The 18,403-nt window shown below is 68.5% G+C and carries 10 protein-coding genes; 7 read left to right on the top strand and 3 right to left on the bottom strand.

The genetic code is table 11. The annotated features are described in order from the left end of the window. Positions 1–287: 287 nt before the first annotated feature. Positions 288–1,202 (bottom strand): glutaminase, encoded by a 915-nt coding sequence (locus HWX25_RS28720; protein WP_175911821.1) that lies wholly within the window; start codon positions 1,200–1,202, stop codon positions 288–290. A gap of 224 nt (positions 1,203–1,426) precedes the next feature. On the opposite strand from HWX25_RS28720, the gene HWX25_RS28715 reads away from it, so the two are divergent. Both HWX25_RS28715 and HWX25_RS28710 read left to right on the top strand, forming a co-directional pair. Further along, complete coding sequence (locus tag HWX25_RS28715; RefSeq protein WP_059526956.1) at positions 1,427–2,137, top strand: response regulator; 711 nt, start codon at positions 1,427–1,429, stop codon at positions 2,135–2,137. Between the two features lie 64 nt (positions 2,138–2,201). Beyond that, positions 2,202–3,332 carry an ATP-binding protein gene (locus HWX25_RS28710; protein WP_059526953.1) on the top strand — a complete coding sequence of 377 codons (1,131 nt, stop codon included), beginning with the start codon at positions 2,202–2,204 and terminating at the stop codon, positions 3,330–3,332. Between the two features lie 6 nt (positions 3,333–3,338). Here HWX25_RS28710 and HWX25_RS28705 read toward each other — a convergent pair whose 3' ends face one another. Next, positions 3,339–5,759, bottom strand: a complete 2,421-nt coding sequence (locus HWX25_RS28705; RefSeq protein WP_059526938.1) for a patatin-like phospholipase family protein — start codon at positions 5,757–5,759, stop codon at positions 3,339–3,341. A gap of 270 nt (positions 5,760–6,029) precedes the next feature. Between HWX25_RS28705 and HWX25_RS28700 the strand changes: the two genes are divergently transcribed. The 5 genes from HWX25_RS28700 to HWX25_RS28680 all read left to right on the top strand — a co-directional run bounded on the left by HWX25_RS28700 (position 6,030) and on the right by HWX25_RS28680 (position 16,901). Next, entirely contained in the window at positions 6,030–7,064 is a 1,035-nt protein-coding gene (locus HWX25_RS28700) for a rod shape-determining protein (protein WP_059526935.1), read from the top strand. A 205-nt stretch (positions 7,065–7,269) separates the two neighbouring features. Further along, positions 7,270–7,929 (top strand): YdcF family protein, encoded by a 660-nt coding sequence (locus HWX25_RS28695; protein WP_175911819.1) that lies wholly within the window; start codon positions 7,270–7,272, stop codon positions 7,927–7,929. A gap of 632 nt (positions 7,930–8,561) precedes the next feature. Further along, the gene (locus HWX25_RS28690) at positions 8,562–14,165 is read left to right on the top strand and encodes an autotransporter domain-containing protein (protein WP_175911817.1); all 5,604 of its coding nucleotides are present in this window, start codon (positions 8,562–8,564) and stop codon (positions 14,163–14,165) included. 155 nt (positions 14,166–14,320) lie between these two features. Beyond that, positions 14,321–16,546, top strand: coding sequence for an amylo-alpha-1,6-glucosidase (locus HWX25_RS28685; RefSeq protein WP_059692193.1), 2,226 nt, complete (start codon positions 14,321–14,323; stop codon positions 16,544–16,546). Between the two features lie 103 nt (positions 16,547–16,649). Then, positions 16,650–16,901: a hypothetical protein gene (locus tag HWX25_RS28680; RefSeq protein WP_059527240.1), complete on the top strand. Its 252-nt coding sequence runs from the start codon at positions 16,650–16,652 to the stop codon at positions 16,899–16,901. 498 nt (positions 16,902–17,399) lie between these two features. On the opposite strand, the gene penR is transcribed toward HWX25_RS28680, so the two are convergent. Continuing rightward, positions 17,400–18,290, bottom strand: coding sequence for a beta-lactamase transcriptional regulator PenR (gene penR, locus HWX25_RS28675; RefSeq protein ID WP_059692105.1), 891 nt, complete (start codon positions 18,288–18,290; stop codon positions 17,400–17,402). Positions 18,291–18,403: the final 113 nt, after the last annotated feature.

Raw genomic sequence — 18,403 nt, 5'->3', positions numbered from 1 at the left:
AGTGACTTGAGCTCACGAGCGATCTGTGTGTACGTAGGCGCGATGATGGCCGCTTTGCCCTCGATGTCGAGTCTCATTCGTTGTTCAATCTCTTTTCTTCTCGATCAAATCAAAATCATACCAACACCCAAACCCAACAGCGAATGACCGCTACCGAGAAAGTCGACGGACCGTTCCGGGTCGATTGCTGCCGAAAACCGACCTCCCCGCTAAGCACGCCGGCACGAGTCGATATGGACCCACCGGCATTGCGCCAATGAAGTACGCCTAAACCAAACCCCGCCCCCTCAAAAAATCGACCTCCCTGTATAAGTCGTCAACCACTCCAGCGCCAACGTCCCCGCCAACGAGTTCCCATTCGCATCCAGCCCCGGCGCCCACACGCACACGGCCATGTCACCCGGCAGCACCGCGACGATCCCGCCGCCGACACCGCTCTTGGCAGGCAAGCCGACGCGATAAACGAAGTCGCCCGCCGCGTCGTAGGTGCCACAGGTCAACATCAGCGCCGACAACCGCTTCGCCGAGCTCGCATCGACGACCAGCTCGCCGGTGACGGGCGCGATGCCGCCGTTCGCGAGAAACAGCGCCGCTTGCGCAAGCTCGATGCAGTTCATCGTGATCGCACACTGGCGGCAATACGCGTCCACCACCGTGTCGGGCGGCATCTGCATGTTCCCGAAGCTCGCCATGAAATGCGCCATCGCGCGGTTGCGTTCCGCATGTTCCAGTTCCGACAGCGCGACGCGCGAATCGTAGTCGACGTCGCCAACACCGATCAGCCGCCGCACGAATTCGACGAGCGCCGTCTCGGCCTTGACGAAGCGGCGGCACAGCACGTCGGTGACGACCAGCGCGCCGGCGTTGATGAACGGGTTGCGCGGCTTGCCGCGCTCGCTTTCGAGCTGAACGAGCGAATTGAACGCGGTGCCGGACGGCTCGCGGCCGACCCGTTCCCACAGCGCATCGCCCAGCAGCTGGAATGCAAGCGTGCACGCGAACAGCTTCGAGATGCTCTGGATCGAGAAGCGCTCCTGCGCGTCGCCGACGGTGTAAACGTTTCCGTCCAGCGTCACGACGGCCATCCCGAACTTGTCGGCGGGCACTTTCGCGAGCTCGGGAATGTAGTCGGCAACGCGTCCCTGGCCGATCCAGGGGGCGAGTTCGGCATGGATGCGTTCGAGGATCGGCTGATAGTTCATCGCGTACGAGGCAGGGCGGGCGCGGAGCCCGGTTTTCAAAGAGCCCGTATGGAACCGTTTCGGCGCCGATTCGTCAAGCGTGGCAGCCATCGCGCCCTTATTCTCCAGATCTTCAAACGGGCAATCGGCGGGCGCAGTATCATGCGGTACGTTTCGGCCGATGGCCGGCGGCCGGCGCAAGCCCGCCGCCGCCACGGTCTCCCCGTATGATCCGACCGTTGCCCATGTCTTTTCGCATCCTGCTCGTCGAAGACGACACCCGCCTGTCCACGCTGATCGCCGGCTACCTGCGCAAGAACGACTACGAAGTCGACACTGTGCTGCACGGTGACGCCGCCGTGCCGGCGATCCTGTCCACGCGCCCGGATCTCGTCATTCTCGACGTGAACCTGCCGGGCAAGGACGGCTTCGAGATCTGCCGCGAGGCGCGCAAGCAGTACGACGGCGTGATCATCATGGTGACGGCGCGCGACGAGCCGTTCGACGAGCTGCTCGGCCTCGAATTCGGCGCCGACGACTACGTGCACAAGCCGGTCGAGCCGCGCATCCTGCTCGCGCGGATCAAGGCGCAGCTGCGCCGCGTCCCCGCGCGCGCGGCCGAGGGTGCCGCGCCGCAGCCGGAGCGCTACACGTTCGGCCAGTTCTCGATCGACCGCACCGACCGTTCGGTCGTGCTGCCGGGCGGCAGCTCACCCGACCTCACGTCGGCCGAGTTCGACCTGCTGTGGGTGCTGGTGTGCCACGCGGGAGAAGTCGTCAGCCGCGACGACCTGATGCTGCAGCTGCGCGGCGTCGAGTTCGACGGTCTCGACCGCACGATCGACGGGCGCATCTCGAAGCTGCGCCGCAAGCTGCACGACGACGCGGGCAACCCGCAGCGGATCAAGACGATCCGCAGCAAGGGTTACCAGTTCAGCAAGCATGCGTGGGAATGACGCCGGCCCGGCACGACGCCGTCGGCCGCGGCATCCCCGCATCGCACGATAGCCGGAAGCCGCGATGATCCGACGCACCCCTTCGCACCCCGACGCAGCGCCGCTTTCGGCGCCGCGCTATGTCAAATGGCGCTGGCTGCATTTCCGCCGCGCGTGGACCGACACGCGCGCCGACCGCATTCCGAGCTGGTCGCGCCTGTACGTGCGGACTTACCTGCATCTGCTCGGCCTCGTGCTGCTGACCGCGCTCGTGCCGGCGCTCGCGTTGTGCGTGGTGCTGTCGCCGGAAGTCGTGTGGCACGCGTTCGACGCGCTGCCGGGCGATATCTGGATCGTGCTCGCGTTCGTGTTCGCCGCGCCCGCGCTCGCCGCGTATCGGTGGATGCGGCCGGTCTGGTCGGATCTGGTGATGGTGCGCGAGCGCGCGATCGACTTCACCGGCGGGCGCTTCAACACGCGCGCGCGGGAGTCGCACAGTGTGATCATCGGCCCGCTCGCGCGCACGCTGAACGCGCTCGCGATGCGCATGGAACGGCTGATCGCCGCGCAGCGCGACCTGACGAACGGGATCTCGCACGAGCTGCGCACGCCGCTCGCGCGCGTGCGTTTCGCGCTCGAGATGCTGCGCGAGCCGGGCTCCGCCGCCGAATACAACGGTGCGCTGGAGAGCATCGCGCAGGACGTGACCGAGCTCGAGGAGCTGATCGACATGAGCCTCACGTATGCGCGGCTCGAATACAGCTCGCTGCAGTCGAACCTCGAACTGACCGCGCCGGTCGCGTGGTTCGAGCACCAGATCAGCGACGCGCAGCTGCTGTATCCGGAGCGCGCGATCGAGTCGCGCATCGCGATCGCGTCGGACCTGCGCGTGAAGATGGACCGGCGGCTGATGTCGTACGCGATGCGCAACCTGCTGCGCAACGCGAGCAAATATGCGGCGTCGCGGATCGTCGTCGGGATCGCGATCGAGCACGGCAACATCGCGATCTTCGTCGAGGACGACGGCCCGGGCGTGCCGGAGAGCGAGCGCGAGCGGATCTTCGACGCGTTCGTGCGTCTCGACCGCCGCACGGGCGGCTACGGGCTCGGCCTCGCGATCACGCGGCAGGTGCTCCACGCGCACAACGGCCGGATCGCGGTCGTCGATCCGGTCGAACTCGGCGGCGCGCGCTTCGAGATCAGCTGGCCGATCTGAGCGCCGTCAGTACGTGCGGCCGAGCTGCAGGTAGATGTTGCGCCGGCCGCCCGGCGCGAGCGCGACACCCATGTACAGCGGACCGAATGCGGTCGACAGGCTCGTGAAGAACGTGTAGCTCTGCTTGAGCGTGCCGCCGCCGACGTTCACGCCGCTCGACCACACGTTGCCGACTTCCGCGCTGGCGCCAACCGACAGCGCCTTGATCGGGGACGCGTTGAAGGTCATCAACTGGTTCATGTAGGTCACGTTGCCGTATGCGAGTTCGTTGCCAGTCAGCTGGTCGGCCGCATACGCGGCCAGATGCTGGAATCCGCCGAGCGTGAAGTTGAACGCGTTGATCAGGTTGGTGCCGCCGATGCTCTTGCCGCCCTCGATCGTCGCGCTGACGCTGTGCCGGCCGAACTGCTGCGCGATCATTGCCTTGCCGTAGAGCTCGGTATAGGGCGTGTTGGACGCATCGGCGAGGTCCTGGGCGGACTGGGTGTTGTGCGACCACAGCGACCGTTCGACACGGAATTCGCCGTAGTAGCCGCGCCGCGGGAACATCGGATCGTCGAGCTGATCGATGACGAGCCGCGCACGCGCAGTCAGCGCCTGTGACGTGAAGCTCGGCCAAATCAGCGTCGAGCTGCCGTCGTCGAACGGGAATGGCAGGTTGTAGTTCGGCGAGCCATGCCCGGTCGCGTAGCCGATACCCATCCGGAAGTCGCCGAGCCGTGCGATCGGCAGGCCGAAGTCGAGCCCGGTGCGCGCCGTCTGCATCAAGTATTGATTCAGCTTCACCTCGCCGCTGTTGTCGTACAGGTTCACATAGCGGCGCTGGTATTCCGCATAGGGCGAAATGTAGAAGCCGTACGCGGCCGGCAGCGGCTGGCGCAATTCGACGCGCGCCGACTGCAGATCGCTGCCGATCGTCGTGTCCGCGCGGAACTCGAGGCCCGATTCGGTGAGCCACGGCCGCCGGTAGCCGACGTGCAGGCGGAAGCCGCCCTCGTCGGTCGAGCTGCTCGACATCCCGACGCCGAACAGCAGGAAATTCGGCCCCCAGTATTTCTCCCGCGCATCGATCTCGAGCACGTTCTCGTCGCCGTGGCTCACGATCTGCTGCGTCACGCTCTCGAAATTGCCGCCGGTCGTCAGCCCGAGCAGGTCCTGGCTGACGGTCGCGGGATCGTAGGTGTCGCCCGGTTTCACATGCAGCGCGTCGCTGACGACACGCTTCGGCACGCCGCCGGTCGTCTTGATCTCGATCCGCGTGATGCGGATCGGCGGCGGCAGCGGCTGCGCATGCGCGGACCGGTAGGCCGCGTATTGTTCGGGCGTGAGCGCGAAGTGCCTGAGCCGCGGCAGCGCCGCGGTCGCGGCGGCCGCGCCGGCGGCGATCGCCTGCTTCGCGTTCTGGAAATCGGTGAACGCGAGCGCGCCGAGGTCGGGCGTGAGCAGCACGTCCTGCGCGGCAAGCTGCTTGCGCTGCGACGTCACGTTCTGGCGGATCAGGATGCCGACCATCTGCTGCATCACGTCGGCCGGCGACGCGAGCGCGTCGAGCGGGCGCAGCGGCGAGCCGATGTCGACGGCGATCACGACCTTCGCCCCCATCTGGCGCGCGGTGTCGACCGGCAGGTTGCTGACGAGCCCGCCGTCGACGAGCGCGCGGCCGTTGATCTCGGCCGGCGCGAACAGGCCGGGCATCGCCATGCTCGCGCGGATCGCGAGCGGCAGCGAGCCGTGGTCCAGCACGACCATCTGGCCCGTCTGCAGGTCGGTCGCGACCGCGCGATACGGGATCGGCAACTGGTCGAACGGCTGGTTGGTCGGCACGGCGGCGGTCCAGTTCGCGAGCAGCGCCTGCAGCCGGTTGCCCTGCACGAGGCCGACCGGCGCCTTCACGCCTTTCTTGCCGAAGCCGAGCGTCAGGCTGTTGATGTACAGTCGCTCGTCCTCGCGGCTGCTTTGCGGCAGGTCCGCGCGGTCGGTCACGTCGAACGCGATGTCGGCCAGGTTCACCTCCGACAGCTGCTTCTGCATCTCGTCGGCGGCCATCCCGCTCGCATACAGGCCGCCGACCACGGCGCCCATGCTGGTGCCGGCGATGCAGTCGATCGGAATACGGTTCTCCTCGAGTACCTTCAGCACGCCCAGGTGCGCGTATCCGCGGGCGCCGCCGCCGGACAGCACGAGGCCGATCGCCGGGCGGCCGGCCGGGCCGCCGTCGGCGTTGCAGGTCGGTGCGGGCTTGGCGGCGGGGGCGGCGGCCGTCGTGGCGAGCGCGCCCGGTGCGGCGGCAGTGGCCGCCGTCACGGGGCCGGCGGGGGTGTCGGCGGCCGGCAAGGGCTGCGCGGCAACGGTGCAGCACCAGAGCGCAACGAGCGTTGCGCCGAGTGGGCGCACCCCGAGCCAGCGGGGAAAAGCGGTCGCTGTCATGGAGGAATACCTGGCGTGATCGGTCGTCGGACGCCTGCCGGGAGCAGGCAAGACCGAGAGATTACCGTGTTTTACAAGCGCGACGCGAGAGGCCGATGCGTAGCCGCGGGCCTGCCGAAACGCACATTCGGCAATCTCGTCGCGAAAAAATCATGGGAATTGTCTAAAGTACCGGAACGATTTGCCGCTAAGTCCATGATGGGGCGGTAAAAGCGCGCCGCGGTGACGCGGCCTGGCCGTTTCGGCCGGTTTGTTCAAAAAAGGCTTGATATGTCGACACCGCTGTTCGGAAAGTTGTTTGCGCAACCCGTTGCGATCGACCCTGGAACGGCGAGTACGCGGATTTATACGCACGAGCGCGGCGTGGTGCTGAACCAGCCGTCGGTCGTCTGCTTTCGCAAGGGCGGCGCGACCGACGCGCGACCGACGCTCGAAGCGGTCGGCGAGCTCGCGAAGGCGCTGCTCGGCCGTGAGCCGGGGCATCTGGAGGCCGTGCGGCCCATGCGGCATGGCGTGATCGCCGATGCGCACGCCGCCGAGCAGATGATCCGCCGCTTCATCGACATGTCGCGCACGCGTTCGCGTTTCGGCCGCCGCGTCGAGGTCACGCTGTGCGTGCCGTCGGATGCGACGGCGGTCGAGCGCCGCGCGATCCGCGAGGCCGCGTTCGCCGCCGGTGTATCGGACGTCGAACTGATCGAGGAAGCGCTCGCCGCCGGGCTCGGCGCGGGCCTGCCGGTCACCGAGCCGGTCGGCTCGATGGTGATCGATATTGGCGGCGGGACGACCGAAGTCGCGGTGATCGCGCTCGGCGGCATCGTCTACCGCGAGGCGATCCGCGTGGGCGGCAACCAGTTCGACGCGGCGATTGTCAACCACGTGCGCAACTTGTACGGCGTGCTGCTCGGCGAGCAGACCGCCGAGCGCGTGAAGAATTCGATCGGCTCGGCCACCAGCGCGGTGCCGCGCACGTCGACGCGCGCGATCGGGCGCGGCGTCGCGGACGGCCTGCCGCGCTCGATCGAGCTGTCCAACCACGACGTGGCGGACGCGCTGGCCGCACCGCTCAAGCAGGTGATCGGCGCGGTGAAGTCGGTGCTGGAAAATGCGCCGGCCGAACTCCTGACCGACATCGCGCATCGCGGCGTGGTGCTCACGGGCGGCGGCGCGCTGCTCGCGGGCCTCGAACGCCTGCTGCGCGACGAGACCGGGCTGACCGCGCGGATCGCCGACGAGCCGGCCACCTGCGCGGTGCGCGGCGCGGGGGAGGCGATGGGGCGGCTCGCGACGTGTCCGGTGGATTGACGCCGGCCGGGCCGGCGCATTGGCGTTCCTCGCCCGTCTTTCGAACCCCGAATCTCCAGCATGCCGAACGTCGTCCGGATTCTCCGGACGCGCTCGGCAGGTCGTGTCGACCGCGTTACCTGGACAGGCGCGAGCGCGCCGTGGCAGCATGCCGGGCCGTGTGCCGTGCAAACCGGCGGCACGCTTCCCCAGGAGTCCGACAGCTTTGAACCAGCGTTTCAAGAAGGGCCGTGCGGCCCGAATCGGCCGCGTGCTGGCCGCATTCGCGTGTTTGTGGATCGTCGCGGCCGTCGTGCTCGTCGGAACCGGGATGCGGATGCCGAGCGCGCCGGCCGACGTCGCGGTGATCTTCGGCAATGCGCTCGACGACGGTGGCGCGCCGAAACCGGTGCTCGCGGCGCGGCTCGATGTCGGCGTGCGCTGCTATCGCACCGGGCAGTGTCCGGCGTTCCTCGTCAGCGGCGCGATCGACGGCCCCGGGCTGAACGAGGCGACCGCGATGCGCGACTATCTGGTCGCGCGCGGCGTGCCGGCCGACCGGATCGCCGTCGACGACCAGGGCGACAACACGCTCGCGACCGCGCAGCACACGCGCGCGTACATGCAGGCGCACCGGATGTCGCGCGTGCTGATCGTCAGCCAGTATTACCACCTCGCGCGGGCGCGCCTCGCGTTCGAGCGGGTCGGCATCGCGCCCGCGAACATCTTCGCCGCGTATCCGCGCCGCTTCCAGTGGCGCGATATCTATTCGAGCTGGCGGGAAGTGCCCGCATACGCGATCTACGCGCTGCGCCTGTGGCTCGATCCCGATGCGCGACCCATGTCGTTCCGGCCGATGCTCTATCTGATGAGCCTGTTTTCGTAACACGCCGTGCCGGCCGGGAATCGATCGATTTCACGGCTTTCATTTTCATTTCAATGCGGCGATTTCATGTGCGCCTGATTCGAACGTGCTTGGCGGGACGTTGAAAATCCGTGCTTTCAATTAGCAAATGAAATGGATCCGGATAATGTGTGCCGGCTGCCGCCGTCATCATTCATATCGCACCGCGAAAATCCAGCGGGCGATTCAGTGCGAAATATCGGTGTTTTCACGGATTCCGCGGCGTCGGTAGCTTGGCCCCGGATTTTGCCGGAATGACCGGGAAGCCTGCGTAAGCCGGTCGCTTCGCGCATTTCCCCAAGTAAAAAATACGCATTCGATTGACCTCGATCAGATAACCAAACATCGACTGGAAAACCGCGTTTTTTTGATATAGCCTAGTCTGACAAAAGCAGGCGGAAATCAAATCAACCAGAAAGTCGCTGCATAAAAAAACGAGGGGTCACGATCATGGCATCCGGTTAGTTTTGCGTTCGCAAACGAGAATCGATTAACCAGCAGTTCATCCACGAATAAACCGACGTCGTTCCGCGACCGCCGGAGGGCACGCTTGCGTCCCGGATTTTCCGCTGTCGCCGGTCCGATCAGCATCCATGCCGATGATGAGGGGAAGCATGAACATTGCGCATTCGAAGAAGAGCGGGGAACCGTTTCCGAGATTCCTGTTGCCGACGGGGGTTTTCCTGGCATTGTCCGGCGCGGGCATCGTTCCCGCGTACGCGACCTGCAGCACGGCGGGCACCACGGTAACCTGCTCGGGCGTCGCGAATCCGCTGGCGCCGAGCTATGCGAACAGCGCGAACAACCTGAACGTCACCGTCAATCCCGGCGCGAGCGTCGGCGTGCTGCTGGGCGTCGGCGGCACCGCGATGTCGCTGACCGGGAACAACAACACGCTGACCAACAACGGCTTGATCGACCCGTCCGCGCTCGGCTCGGGGCTCGGCGTGCTGTCGAGCGGGGCGGTGGTCGGCAATGCGTCGGCGAGCAGCACCACCGTCACCAACAACGGCACGATGAACGGCTCGACCGGGGTGGCGATCAGCGGCGTGACCGGCATGGCGTTGTCGGTCCAGAACGGCACCGGCGGCACGTCGACCATCAACAACACCGGCACGATCGGCTCGAACCCGCTGGTCGGCGCGACGCTGTCCGGCGCGGATGCACCCGTGGTCGCCGCGTACGGCGGCGGCACGGTCAACATGACGAACAGCGGGACGATCAACGGCCGCGTGTCGCTCGGCACCAACGGTACGCCCGGGCAGGGCAACACGTTCACGAACTCGGGCACGATCAACGGCGGCGTGTCGATGGGCGCGAACAGCAACAACACGTTCAACGCGGTGACGGGCTCGTCGGTCAACGCGGCGGGCGGCACCGGCGGCGCGTTCAACATCACGATCGGCCCGAACACGATCAACGTGGCGGCGACGGGGATCGTCGACGGCGGCGCGGGCGGCAACAACACGCTGAACCTGCAGCAGGGCACCTCCGCGAACGGCACGATCGCGGTCAACAATTACATCAACTTCAATCATCTCGACGTCACGAGCGGCAACTGGACGATCAACGGCCCGTCGACCGCGCAGGACGCGACGCTCGCGGGCGGCGTCGCGATCATCAACGACAACGCGTCGCTCGGCACGGGCACGATCACGGCCAACGGCGGCGCGTTGCAGGCGGGCACGGCGGGGCTCAACGTGTCGAACAACGTGGCGCTCGGCACCGCGCTGACGGTGCAGGGCGCGACCGGGCTCACGCTGTCGGGCACGGTGTCGGGCAGCGGCGCGCTGACGAAGAACGACGGCGGCACGCTGACGCTGTCGGGCGCCAACACCTATGCGGGCGGCACGAACTTGAACGGCGGCGGCCTCGTGGCCGGCAACAACCTGGCGCTCGGCACGGGCGCGCTGAACGTCAATGCGGCGGCGTCGCTCGACACGAGCGCGAGCGTCACGCTCAACAATGCGGTCAATCTCAACAACAGCGCGACGCTGACGCTCGGCGGCAGCAACGACCTCGGGCTGTCCGGCACGATCAGCGGAAACGGCGGCCTGGTGAAGAACGGCGCGGCGACGCTGTCACTGAGCGGCGTGAACACCTACACGGGCGACACGACGATCGTCAGCGGCACGCTTGCGCTGAGCGGTGCGGGCAGTCTCGCGGCGACTGGCACGGTGAACCTGACCGGCGCGGGCGCGACATTCGACTTGGGCGGCGCGTCGGGCGCGCGGACGATCGGCGCGCTGTCCGGCGCGGCCGGCACGAACGTGAATCTCGGCGCCAACACGCTGACGCTCAACGGCACCGTCAACGCAACCTACGCGGGCACGATCGGCGGTGCGGGCAGCGTGACGCTGTCCGGCCCCGGCACGCAATCGCTGACCGGCACGAACACGTATACGGGCGGCACGAACCTGAACGGCGGCAACCTCGTTGTCGGCAGCAACGCGGCGCTGGGTTTGGGCGCGGTGAACGTCAACGGCTCGTCGACGCTCGATGCGACCACCAACGTGTCGCTCGCGAACGGCATCAACGTCGCCACCGGCACGACGCTGACCGTGGTCGGCAGCACCGATCTCGGGCTCGGCGGCACGATCTCCGGCGGCGGCGGGCTCGTGAAGAACGGCGCGGCGACGCTGACGCTGAACGGCGCGAACAACTACACGGGCGGCACGACGCTGAACGCGGGCGTCCTCGCGCTCGGCAATGCCGCGGCCCTCGGTACCGGCACGTTGACCGTCGGCGGCGCGGCGACGCTCGATGCGACCACGAACCTGGCGATCGGCAACGCGATCGATCTCGGTGCGAGCACGGCGCTCACGCTGGGCGGCAGCAATGCACTCGGGCTGGGCGGCGGGATTTCCGGCACGGGCGCGCTCGTGAAGAACGGCGCGGCGACCGTGACGCTGACGGGCGCGAACACGTATACGGGCGGCACGACGATCAACGCAGGCACGCTGGCGATCGGCGCGGGCGGCAGCCTGGCGGGGACCGGCGCGATGAATCTGGCGAACGCGGGTGCGACGCTCGACCTGAGCGGTGCGACGACGGGCACGCAGTCGATCGGCGCGCTGGACGGCGTGGCCGGCACGACCGTGAATCTCGGCGCCAACACGCTGACGCTGGGCGGGGCGACCGGCGGCACGTTCAACGGGGCGATCGGCGGGACCGGCAGCCTGACGCTGGCCGGCACCGGCACGCAGACGCTGAACGGCGCGAGCACCTATTCGGGCGGCACGAACCTCAATAGCGGCGGCTTGGTGCTCGGCAACGCCGCGGCCCTCGGCACCGGCGCGCTGAACGTCGGCGGCGCGGCGACGCTCGATACGAACGCGAGCCTGTCGATCACCAACGCAGTCGATCTCGGCACGGGGGCGACGCTGACGCTCGGCGGCAGCAACGCGCTCGGATTGAGCGGCGCGATCTCCGGCGCGGGCGCGCTCGTGAAGGACGGCACGGCGACCACTACGCTGACGGGCGCGAACACCTACACGGGCGGCACGACGATCAATGCGGGCACGCTGGCGATCGGCGCGGGCGGCAGCCTGGTCGCGACCGGCGCGATGAATCTCGCGAACGCGGGCGCGACGCTCGACCTGAGCGGTGCGACGGGTGCGCAAACGCTCGGCGCGCTGTCGGGCGTGGCCGGCAGCAACGTGAATATCGGCGCCAACGCGCTGACGCTGGGCGGGACGGGCAGCGGCACGTTCAACGGGGCGATCGGCGGGACCGGCAGCCTGACGCTGGCCGGCACCGGCACGCAGACGCTTAACGGCGCGAGCACCTATTCGGGCGGCACGAATCTCAATAGCGGCGGCCTGGTGCTCGGCAACGCCGCGGCACTCGGCACCGGCGCGCTGAACGTCGGCGGCGCGGCGACGCTCGATACGAACACGAACCTGTCGATGACGAATGCGGTTGCTCTCGGCACGGGCGCGACGCTGACGCTCGGCGGCAGCAATACGCTCGGATTGAGCGGCGCGATCTCCGGCACGGGCGCGCTCGTGAAGGACGGCGCGGCGACCACGACGCTGACGGGCGCGAACACGTACACCGGCGGCACGACGATCAACGCGGGCACGCTGGCGGTCGGCGCGGGCGGCAGCCTGGCGGCGACCGGCACGATGAACCTCGCCGGCACCGGCGCGACGCTCGACCTGAGCAGCGCGTCGGGCGCGCAAACGCTCGGCGCGCTGTCGGGCGTGGCCGGCAGCAACGTGAGCCTCGGCGGCAACGCGCTGACGCTGGGCGGAACCGCCAGCGGCGTGTTCGGCGGGGTGATCGGCGGGACCGGCGGGCTGACGGTCGCGGGCACCGGCATCCAGACGCTGACGGGCGCGAACACGTACACGGGCGGCACGACGATCGCGGCGGGCGGCACGCTGCAGCTCGGCAACGGCGGCACGTCGGGCAGCGTGGTCGGCAATGTCGTCGACAACGGCGCGCTGATCTTCAACCAGTCCGCCCACGTGACGCTCGCGAGCGTGCTGTCCGGCACCGGCTCGCTGACCCAGGCCGGCAGCGGACAACTGACGCTGACGGGCCTCAGTACGCTGAGCGGTCCCACCACCGTCGCCGCGGGCACGCTCGCCGTCGACGGTTCGCTCGGCCAGTCGACCGTGACCGTGCAGAGCGGCGCGACGCTGACGGGCACCGGCACGGTCGGCGGCATCGTCGTGCAGAGCGGCGCGTTCGCGGCCGTGTCGCAGCCGGGCGCGGCGCTGAACGTCGCCGGCAACGTCACGTTCCAGCCGGGCTCGACGCTGCAGGTCGCGGTCACGCCGCAGCAGGGCGGCAGCATCGCGGCGAGCGGCGCGGCCACGCTGAACGGCGGCACCGTGCAGGTGCTCGCGAACCAGGCCAGCTACCAGCCGACCACGAAGTACACGATCCTCACCGCATCGTCGGGCGTGCAGGGCACGTTCAGCCAGGTGAATTCGAACTACGCGTTCCTGATGCCGACGCTCAGCTACGATCCGGACCACGTGTACCTGCAGCTCGTCACGAACGGCACGTCGCTGCCCGATGTCGCGACGACGCCGAACCAGCGCGCGGTCGCGACCGCGATCGGTGCGCTCGGCACGGGCAATCCGCTGTACGACACGATACTGACGACCGACGCGGCCACCGCGCGCCGCGCCTACGGGATGCTCGACGGCGAACTGCAAGCGAGCCTGAAGAGCATGCTGCTGCTCGACAGCCGCTACGTGCGCGATGCCGTCACCGATCGCGTGCGCCAGGGCCTCGCGCCCGGATCGGGGCCGCTCGCTGCGCTGTCGTCGGGCGGCGCCGCGCTGTGCGGCGACAACACGGCCGGTGTCGCCGACCCGACGTTGCCGCCGGAACGCCGGATCGGTTCGCGCGAAGGATGCTATGGCGGCACGCCGTATCAGCCGGTGGTCTGGGGGCAGGCGTTCGGCGGCCGCAGCAGGCTCGCGGGCGACGGCAACACGTCGGCGATCAACCGCAGCATGACGGGCTTCATCGCCGGTGCCGACATGGCGCTCAACGACAAGTGGCGCGCCGGCCTGGCCGCCGGCGTCACGCACAGCTCGCTCGACAACGACCAGAGTTCGTCGGCGTCGGTCAACAGCTATTACCTGTCGCTGTACGGCGGCGCGCAATACGGTGCGCTCGGCGTGCGCGGTGGCGCGTCGTACACGTGGTACCGGATCAACAGCGACCGCAATCCGGGCTTCGCGGGCTTCTCCGATCACGATTCGGCCGGCTACAACGCGAATTCCGCGCAGGTGTTCGGCGAAGTCGGCTATGCGCTGCCGGTCGGGCCGGTCGCGCTCGAACCGTTCGCGGGTCTTGCCTACGTGAACCTGCATACCGACGGCTATACGGAAAGCGGCGGCGCGGCCGCGCTGCGCGCCGGCGGCGAGACGACCCACGTCGGTTTTTCGACGCTCGGCGTGCGTGCCGCGTCGCAGCTCGGCACGATCGCGAGCGGCACGTTCACCGCGCGCGGGACGGTCGGCTGGCGGCACGCGTTCGGCAACGTGCAGCCGTCGTCGGCGTTCACGTTCGCGAACGGCGGTACGTCGTTCCAGGTGTCGGGCGTGCCGATTGCTCGCGACAGCGCGGTGCTCGAAGCGGGTATCGACGCGGCCATCACGAAGCGCCTGACGCTCGGCCTCACGTTCAGCGGCCAGTACGGCAGCGGCGTGCGTGACAACGCGGTGCTCGGCAACATCCTGTGGAAGTTCTGAGCACCGCCTGATGTGCCTGTGCGCGACCTCGTGCGGCGACGGCAACGCCGCGGGGGTCGCGTCTTTTTCGTCGCTGCGCGCACTCCCCGTTCTGGCCTATCCTGTGCGAAACACGCGACGCGCACCGCGCGTTGCGCCTCGACACAGGAGCATCGATGCCGAATCACGCCGAAGCCACCACGACGCAGGCGCCGCAAGTCGCGCCGGTTCCCCCGACCCAGGCGACGGGCGCCGCGTTCATCGCCCCCGAAGCCGATCCGCAGGCACTCGCACGCAACAACCAGTACGTATTGAAATCCGGTGACGCGTTCGTGGTCAGCGACGCGCTCGGCGACATCGGCGGCCATGACGACGGCCTGTTCGTCGACGACATGCGCGTGCTGTCGACATGGCGCCTGACCTTCGGCGGCCGCGCGCCGTCGCTGCTGTCGGGCGCGACGAGCGCGGACAACGCGTCGTTCACCGCGCACCTGACGAACCGCCCGCTGCCGCCGCTCGGCGGCCGCGAGACGCCCGAGGGCGTGATTCACATCGAACGGATGCGCGTGCTCGCGGGCGACGTGCTGTACGAAGCGCTGACGCTGACGAACTACGGCGCGAGCGAGGCCGAGGTGCCGCTGTCGCTGTCGTTCGCGGCCGATTTCAAGGACATGTTCGAAGTGCGCGGCACGCCGCGCCCGAAGCGCGGCACGGTGGTCGCGCCACGCGTCGACGCCGGGGCGGTGCGGCTGCGTTACGACGGCCTCGACAAGGTCGAGCGCAACGTGACCGTGCATTTTTCGCCGGCGCCCGACGCGCTGTCGGTCGATCGCGCCGATTACACGCTGACGATCGCCGCGCAGGCGTGCGTGTCGATCTACCTGACCGTCGACGCGACGCTCGGCCCCGCGCACGACGGGGAAGGCCCGGGATGCGGCCGCGTCGCGCTGCGCACCGCGCTCGTCGGCGTGCATCGCGAAATGCGTTCGCGGCGCGAGTCGATGGCGCGCGTGAACACCGGCAATCCGCTGTTCGACGCATGGCTCGACCGGTCGCTCGCGGATCTCGGGCTGCTCACGACGCAGCTCGACACCGGGCCGTATCCGTATGCGGGCATTCCGTGGTTCTCGACGCCGTTCGGCCGCGACGCGGTGATCACGTCGCTGCAGATGCTGTGGCTGCAGCCGTCGCTCGCGCGCGGCGTGCTGCGCTTTCTCGCGGAGCACCAGGCGCGCGAGACGTCCGCGTTCCGCGACGCGGAGCCCGGCAAGATCATGCACGAGTTCCGCCGCAGCGAGATGGCCGCGACGGGCGAGGTGCCGTTCGCGCTGTATTACGGCGGCGTCGACACGACCCCGCTGTTCATCGTGCTCGCGGGCGCGTACGTCGAACACACCGGCGACGACGCGCTGATCGACGAGCTGTGGCCCGCGCTCGAGCGCGCCGCGCAGTGGGTGATCGACAAGTGCGACCGCAATCCGTACGGGCTGCTCGATTACCAGCGCACGTCGGAGCGCGGCCTCGCAAACCAGGGCTGGAAGGACAGCCACGATTCGGTGTTCCACGCGGACGGGCGCTTCCCCGACGGCCCGATCGCGCTGGTCGAAGTGCAGGCGTATGCGTGCGCGGCGCTCGATGCGATGTCGATGTGCTCGCACCGGCGCGGCCACGCGGCCGACTCGACGCGCTACGCGTTGCGCGCGAAGGCGCTGCGCGACCAGGTCGACGCGCTGTTCTGGATGCCGGAGGGCGAGTTCTACGGGATCGCGCTCGACGGTCACGGCGACCTGTGCCGCGTGCTGGCGTCGAATGCGGGCCATCTGCTCGCGTTCGGGCTGCCCGACGCCGAGCGCGGCGCGGCGGTCGCCGGCGTGCTCGGCTCGACGCTGTTCCAGACGGGCTGGGGCATTCGCACGCTCGCGGCCGGCCAGCCGCGCTTCAATCCGATGGCCTATCACAACGGCTCGGTGTGGCCGCACGACAATGCGCTGATCGCGCGCGGGCTTGCGCGCTACGGCGACAAGACGGCCGCGGTGAACCTGCTGCGCGCGCTGTTCGAAGCCGCGGTCAGCTTCGAGATGCGGCTGCCGGAGCTGTTCTGCGGGTTCCCGCGCCGGCGCGGCGAGCCGCCGACGGCCTATCCGGTCGCGTGCCTGCCGCAGGCGTGGGCGGCCGGTGCGCCGTTCATGATGCTGCAGGCCTGTCTCGGCGTGAGCGTGGACGCGGCGCGCCACGAAGTGCGCGTCGAACGCCCGGCGCTGCCCGAAGGCGTCGACTGGCTGCGCATCGACGAACTGCGGGTCGGCGACGAAACCGTATCGCTGACGTTCCGGCGCGTCGATGGCCAGGTGGTCGCGGCGGCGGCGCAGCCGGGGCGGGTGAAGGTGGTCGCGGTGCTGTAGTCGTGCAGCGGCCTGCACGGACGTTGCGCGATGTCGCGCCACGTCCGCGCGCAGCGGCATAGAATCGTGACATGACCCTTGAACGATGGCGGAGGCACCTACGATGACGACCGACAATCGGCCCGACGACGGCGAGCACAAGCTCGAGAATCTGGAAGCGGCGGTCGACCACCTGCACAAGTCGATCGAGTCGCAGAGCATCGCGGCTGGCGCGGCGAAGGGCATCCTGTTCAGCCTGATCGAAACGCTCGGCGCGCTGATCGGCGATCCCGACCTGCCCGAACATGCGCGCTCCGGATACGAGGCGCTGCGCGACAAGGCGCGTGATTTGCGCGGCGGGCTTGACCGGCATTGATGAACCGGCAGCGCGGGCGTCGGCCGCACGGCCCGCGCCGGTGCTGCCCAATCCTGCGCGGCGCGCACAAAACCCCGTGCGCTCAACGAGTTAGCCCGCCGGTGCGCAGGATATCCACAAGCTTGCCAACACAATCTGTGGAGAACCGTCCGGCCCCCAAAACCGGCTGCGTGGTGCAGGCCTTGAGGCCGCAAACGATGCCGCGTCATTGACCTGCCTGCCCCGATCTACTGAATCCCCTTTTGTATCAGGATGTTACGCGTCACATTGGTGGAATATCCACAGGCTTGCCAACAAAATCTGTGGATAAGTCTGACGTGATTGCTTCCTGATGGTTGAGGATCCGGCGCGCGGCGGCCGGCAGGCTCGCGCCTTTGCGCACGGGCTGCCCGCTGCGTGCATCGGCGCGGTAATTCGTGCGCGATCAACGGGTTAGGCCCCGGGTACCCAGGATATCCACACCCTTGCCAACACAATCTGTGGACAAGCAGGGCGCCATCATTCGACCGGCGCCGCGTCGGCCGCTTCCGCAACGATCCAGTCGCGAAACAGCGTCATCGCCGGCGTGAGCGGCTTCGACTTCAGCGACGTGAGCCAGTAGCCGCCCGCGCGCACGTCGATGTCGAGCGGCCGCGCGAGCTGGCCGAGCTGCAGTTCGCGCGCGAACATGCAGGCCGGCGCGAGCGCGATGCCCGCGCCCTGCATCGCGGCCTCGACCATCAGCCGCGACGAATCGAACACGGGCCCGTTCACCGCCCACGGTTCGAGCTGCGCGGCGTCGAACCAGCCGAGCCATTCGTCGGTGCGGTACGAGCGCAGCAGCGTTTCGTTCGCGAGATCGGCCGGCCGTGCGAGACGCCGCGCGATCTCCGGCGCGCACAGCGCGGTGAGCGGTGCATCGAGCAGCCGCTCGTTGCGCGTCGCCGGCCAGTTGCCTTCCCCGAAGCGGATCGCGAAATCGAGGCCCTCGGCCGCGAGGTCGACGACGTTGTTGTTGGTACGCAGCCGCAGCTCGACGAACGGGTGCGTGTCGCCGAAGCGCTTCAACCGTGGCATTAGCCAGCCTAGGGCAAAGGTGCCGACCGCGCCGAGCGTCAGCACCTCGTGGAAGCGCCCGCCCTCGAACTGCTTGAGCACGGTCTCGATCCGGCTGAATGCGTCGCTGAGCACCGGCAGCAGCGCGCGCCCTTCGTCGGTAAGCCCGAGGCCGCGCGGCAGCCGGGTGAACAGCGCGCAGCCGAGCCGCTCCTCGAGCGAACGCACCTGCTGGCTTACGGCGGCCTGGGTCACGCTCAGCTCGAGGCCGGCGCGCGTGAAGTTCAGGTGGCGCGCCGACGATTCGAACGCGCGCAATGCATTCAGCGGAAGATGAGGGCGGAGCTTGGTCATAAGAATTTCTTGTGGCAGCGCTCAATTATCGTTGCTTGTCAGGCAACCGTAAAGTCACGATAGTGCTGTCTCGGCGGCCGGCCGTTCCGCATTCATTCCACCACGAGAGACAC

Source organism: Burkholderia sp. BCC1640, from assembly GCF_902833125.1.
Classification (GTDB): domain Bacteria; phylum Pseudomonadota; class Gammaproteobacteria; order Burkholderiales; family Burkholderiaceae; genus Burkholderia; species Burkholderia diffusa.
Note: the sequence above shows the minus strand (reverse complement) of the source record. Positions and strands in the feature narration are given on the sequence as shown.

Bases quoted from the DNA above. Each gene is read 5' to 3' on its own strand.
- HWX25_RS28720 (WP_175911821.1), bottom strand. From the start codon at position 1,202: ATGAACTATCAGCCGATCCTCGAACGCATCCATGCCGAACTCGCCCCC.
- HWX25_RS28715 (WP_059526956.1), top strand. From the start codon at position 1,427: ATGTCTTTTCGCATCCTGCTCGTCGAAGACGACACCCGCCTGTCCACG.
- HWX25_RS28710 (WP_059526953.1), top strand. From the start codon at position 2,202: ATGATCCGACGCACCCCTTCGCACCCCGACGCAGCGCCGCTTTCGGCG.
- HWX25_RS28705 (WP_059526938.1), bottom strand. From the start codon at position 5,759: ATGACAGCGACCGCTTTTCCCCGCTGGCTCGGGGTGCGCCCACTCGGC.
- HWX25_RS28700 (WP_059526935.1), top strand. From the start codon at position 6,030: ATGTCGACACCGCTGTTCGGAAAGTTGTTTGCGCAACCCGTTGCGATC.
- HWX25_RS28690 (WP_175911817.1), top strand. From the start codon at position 8,562: ATGAACATTGCGCATTCGAAGAAGAGCGGGGAACCGTTTCCGAGATTC.
- HWX25_RS28685 (WP_059692193.1), top strand. From the start codon at position 14,321: ATGCCGAATCACGCCGAAGCCACCACGACGCAGGCGCCGCAAGTCGCG.
- HWX25_RS28680 (WP_059527240.1), top strand. From the start codon at position 16,650: ATGACGACCGACAATCGGCCCGACGACGGCGAGCACAAGCTCGAGAAT.
- penR (WP_059692105.1), bottom strand. From the start codon at position 18,290: ATGACCAAGCTCCGCCCTCATCTTCCGCTGAATGCATTGCGCGCGTTC.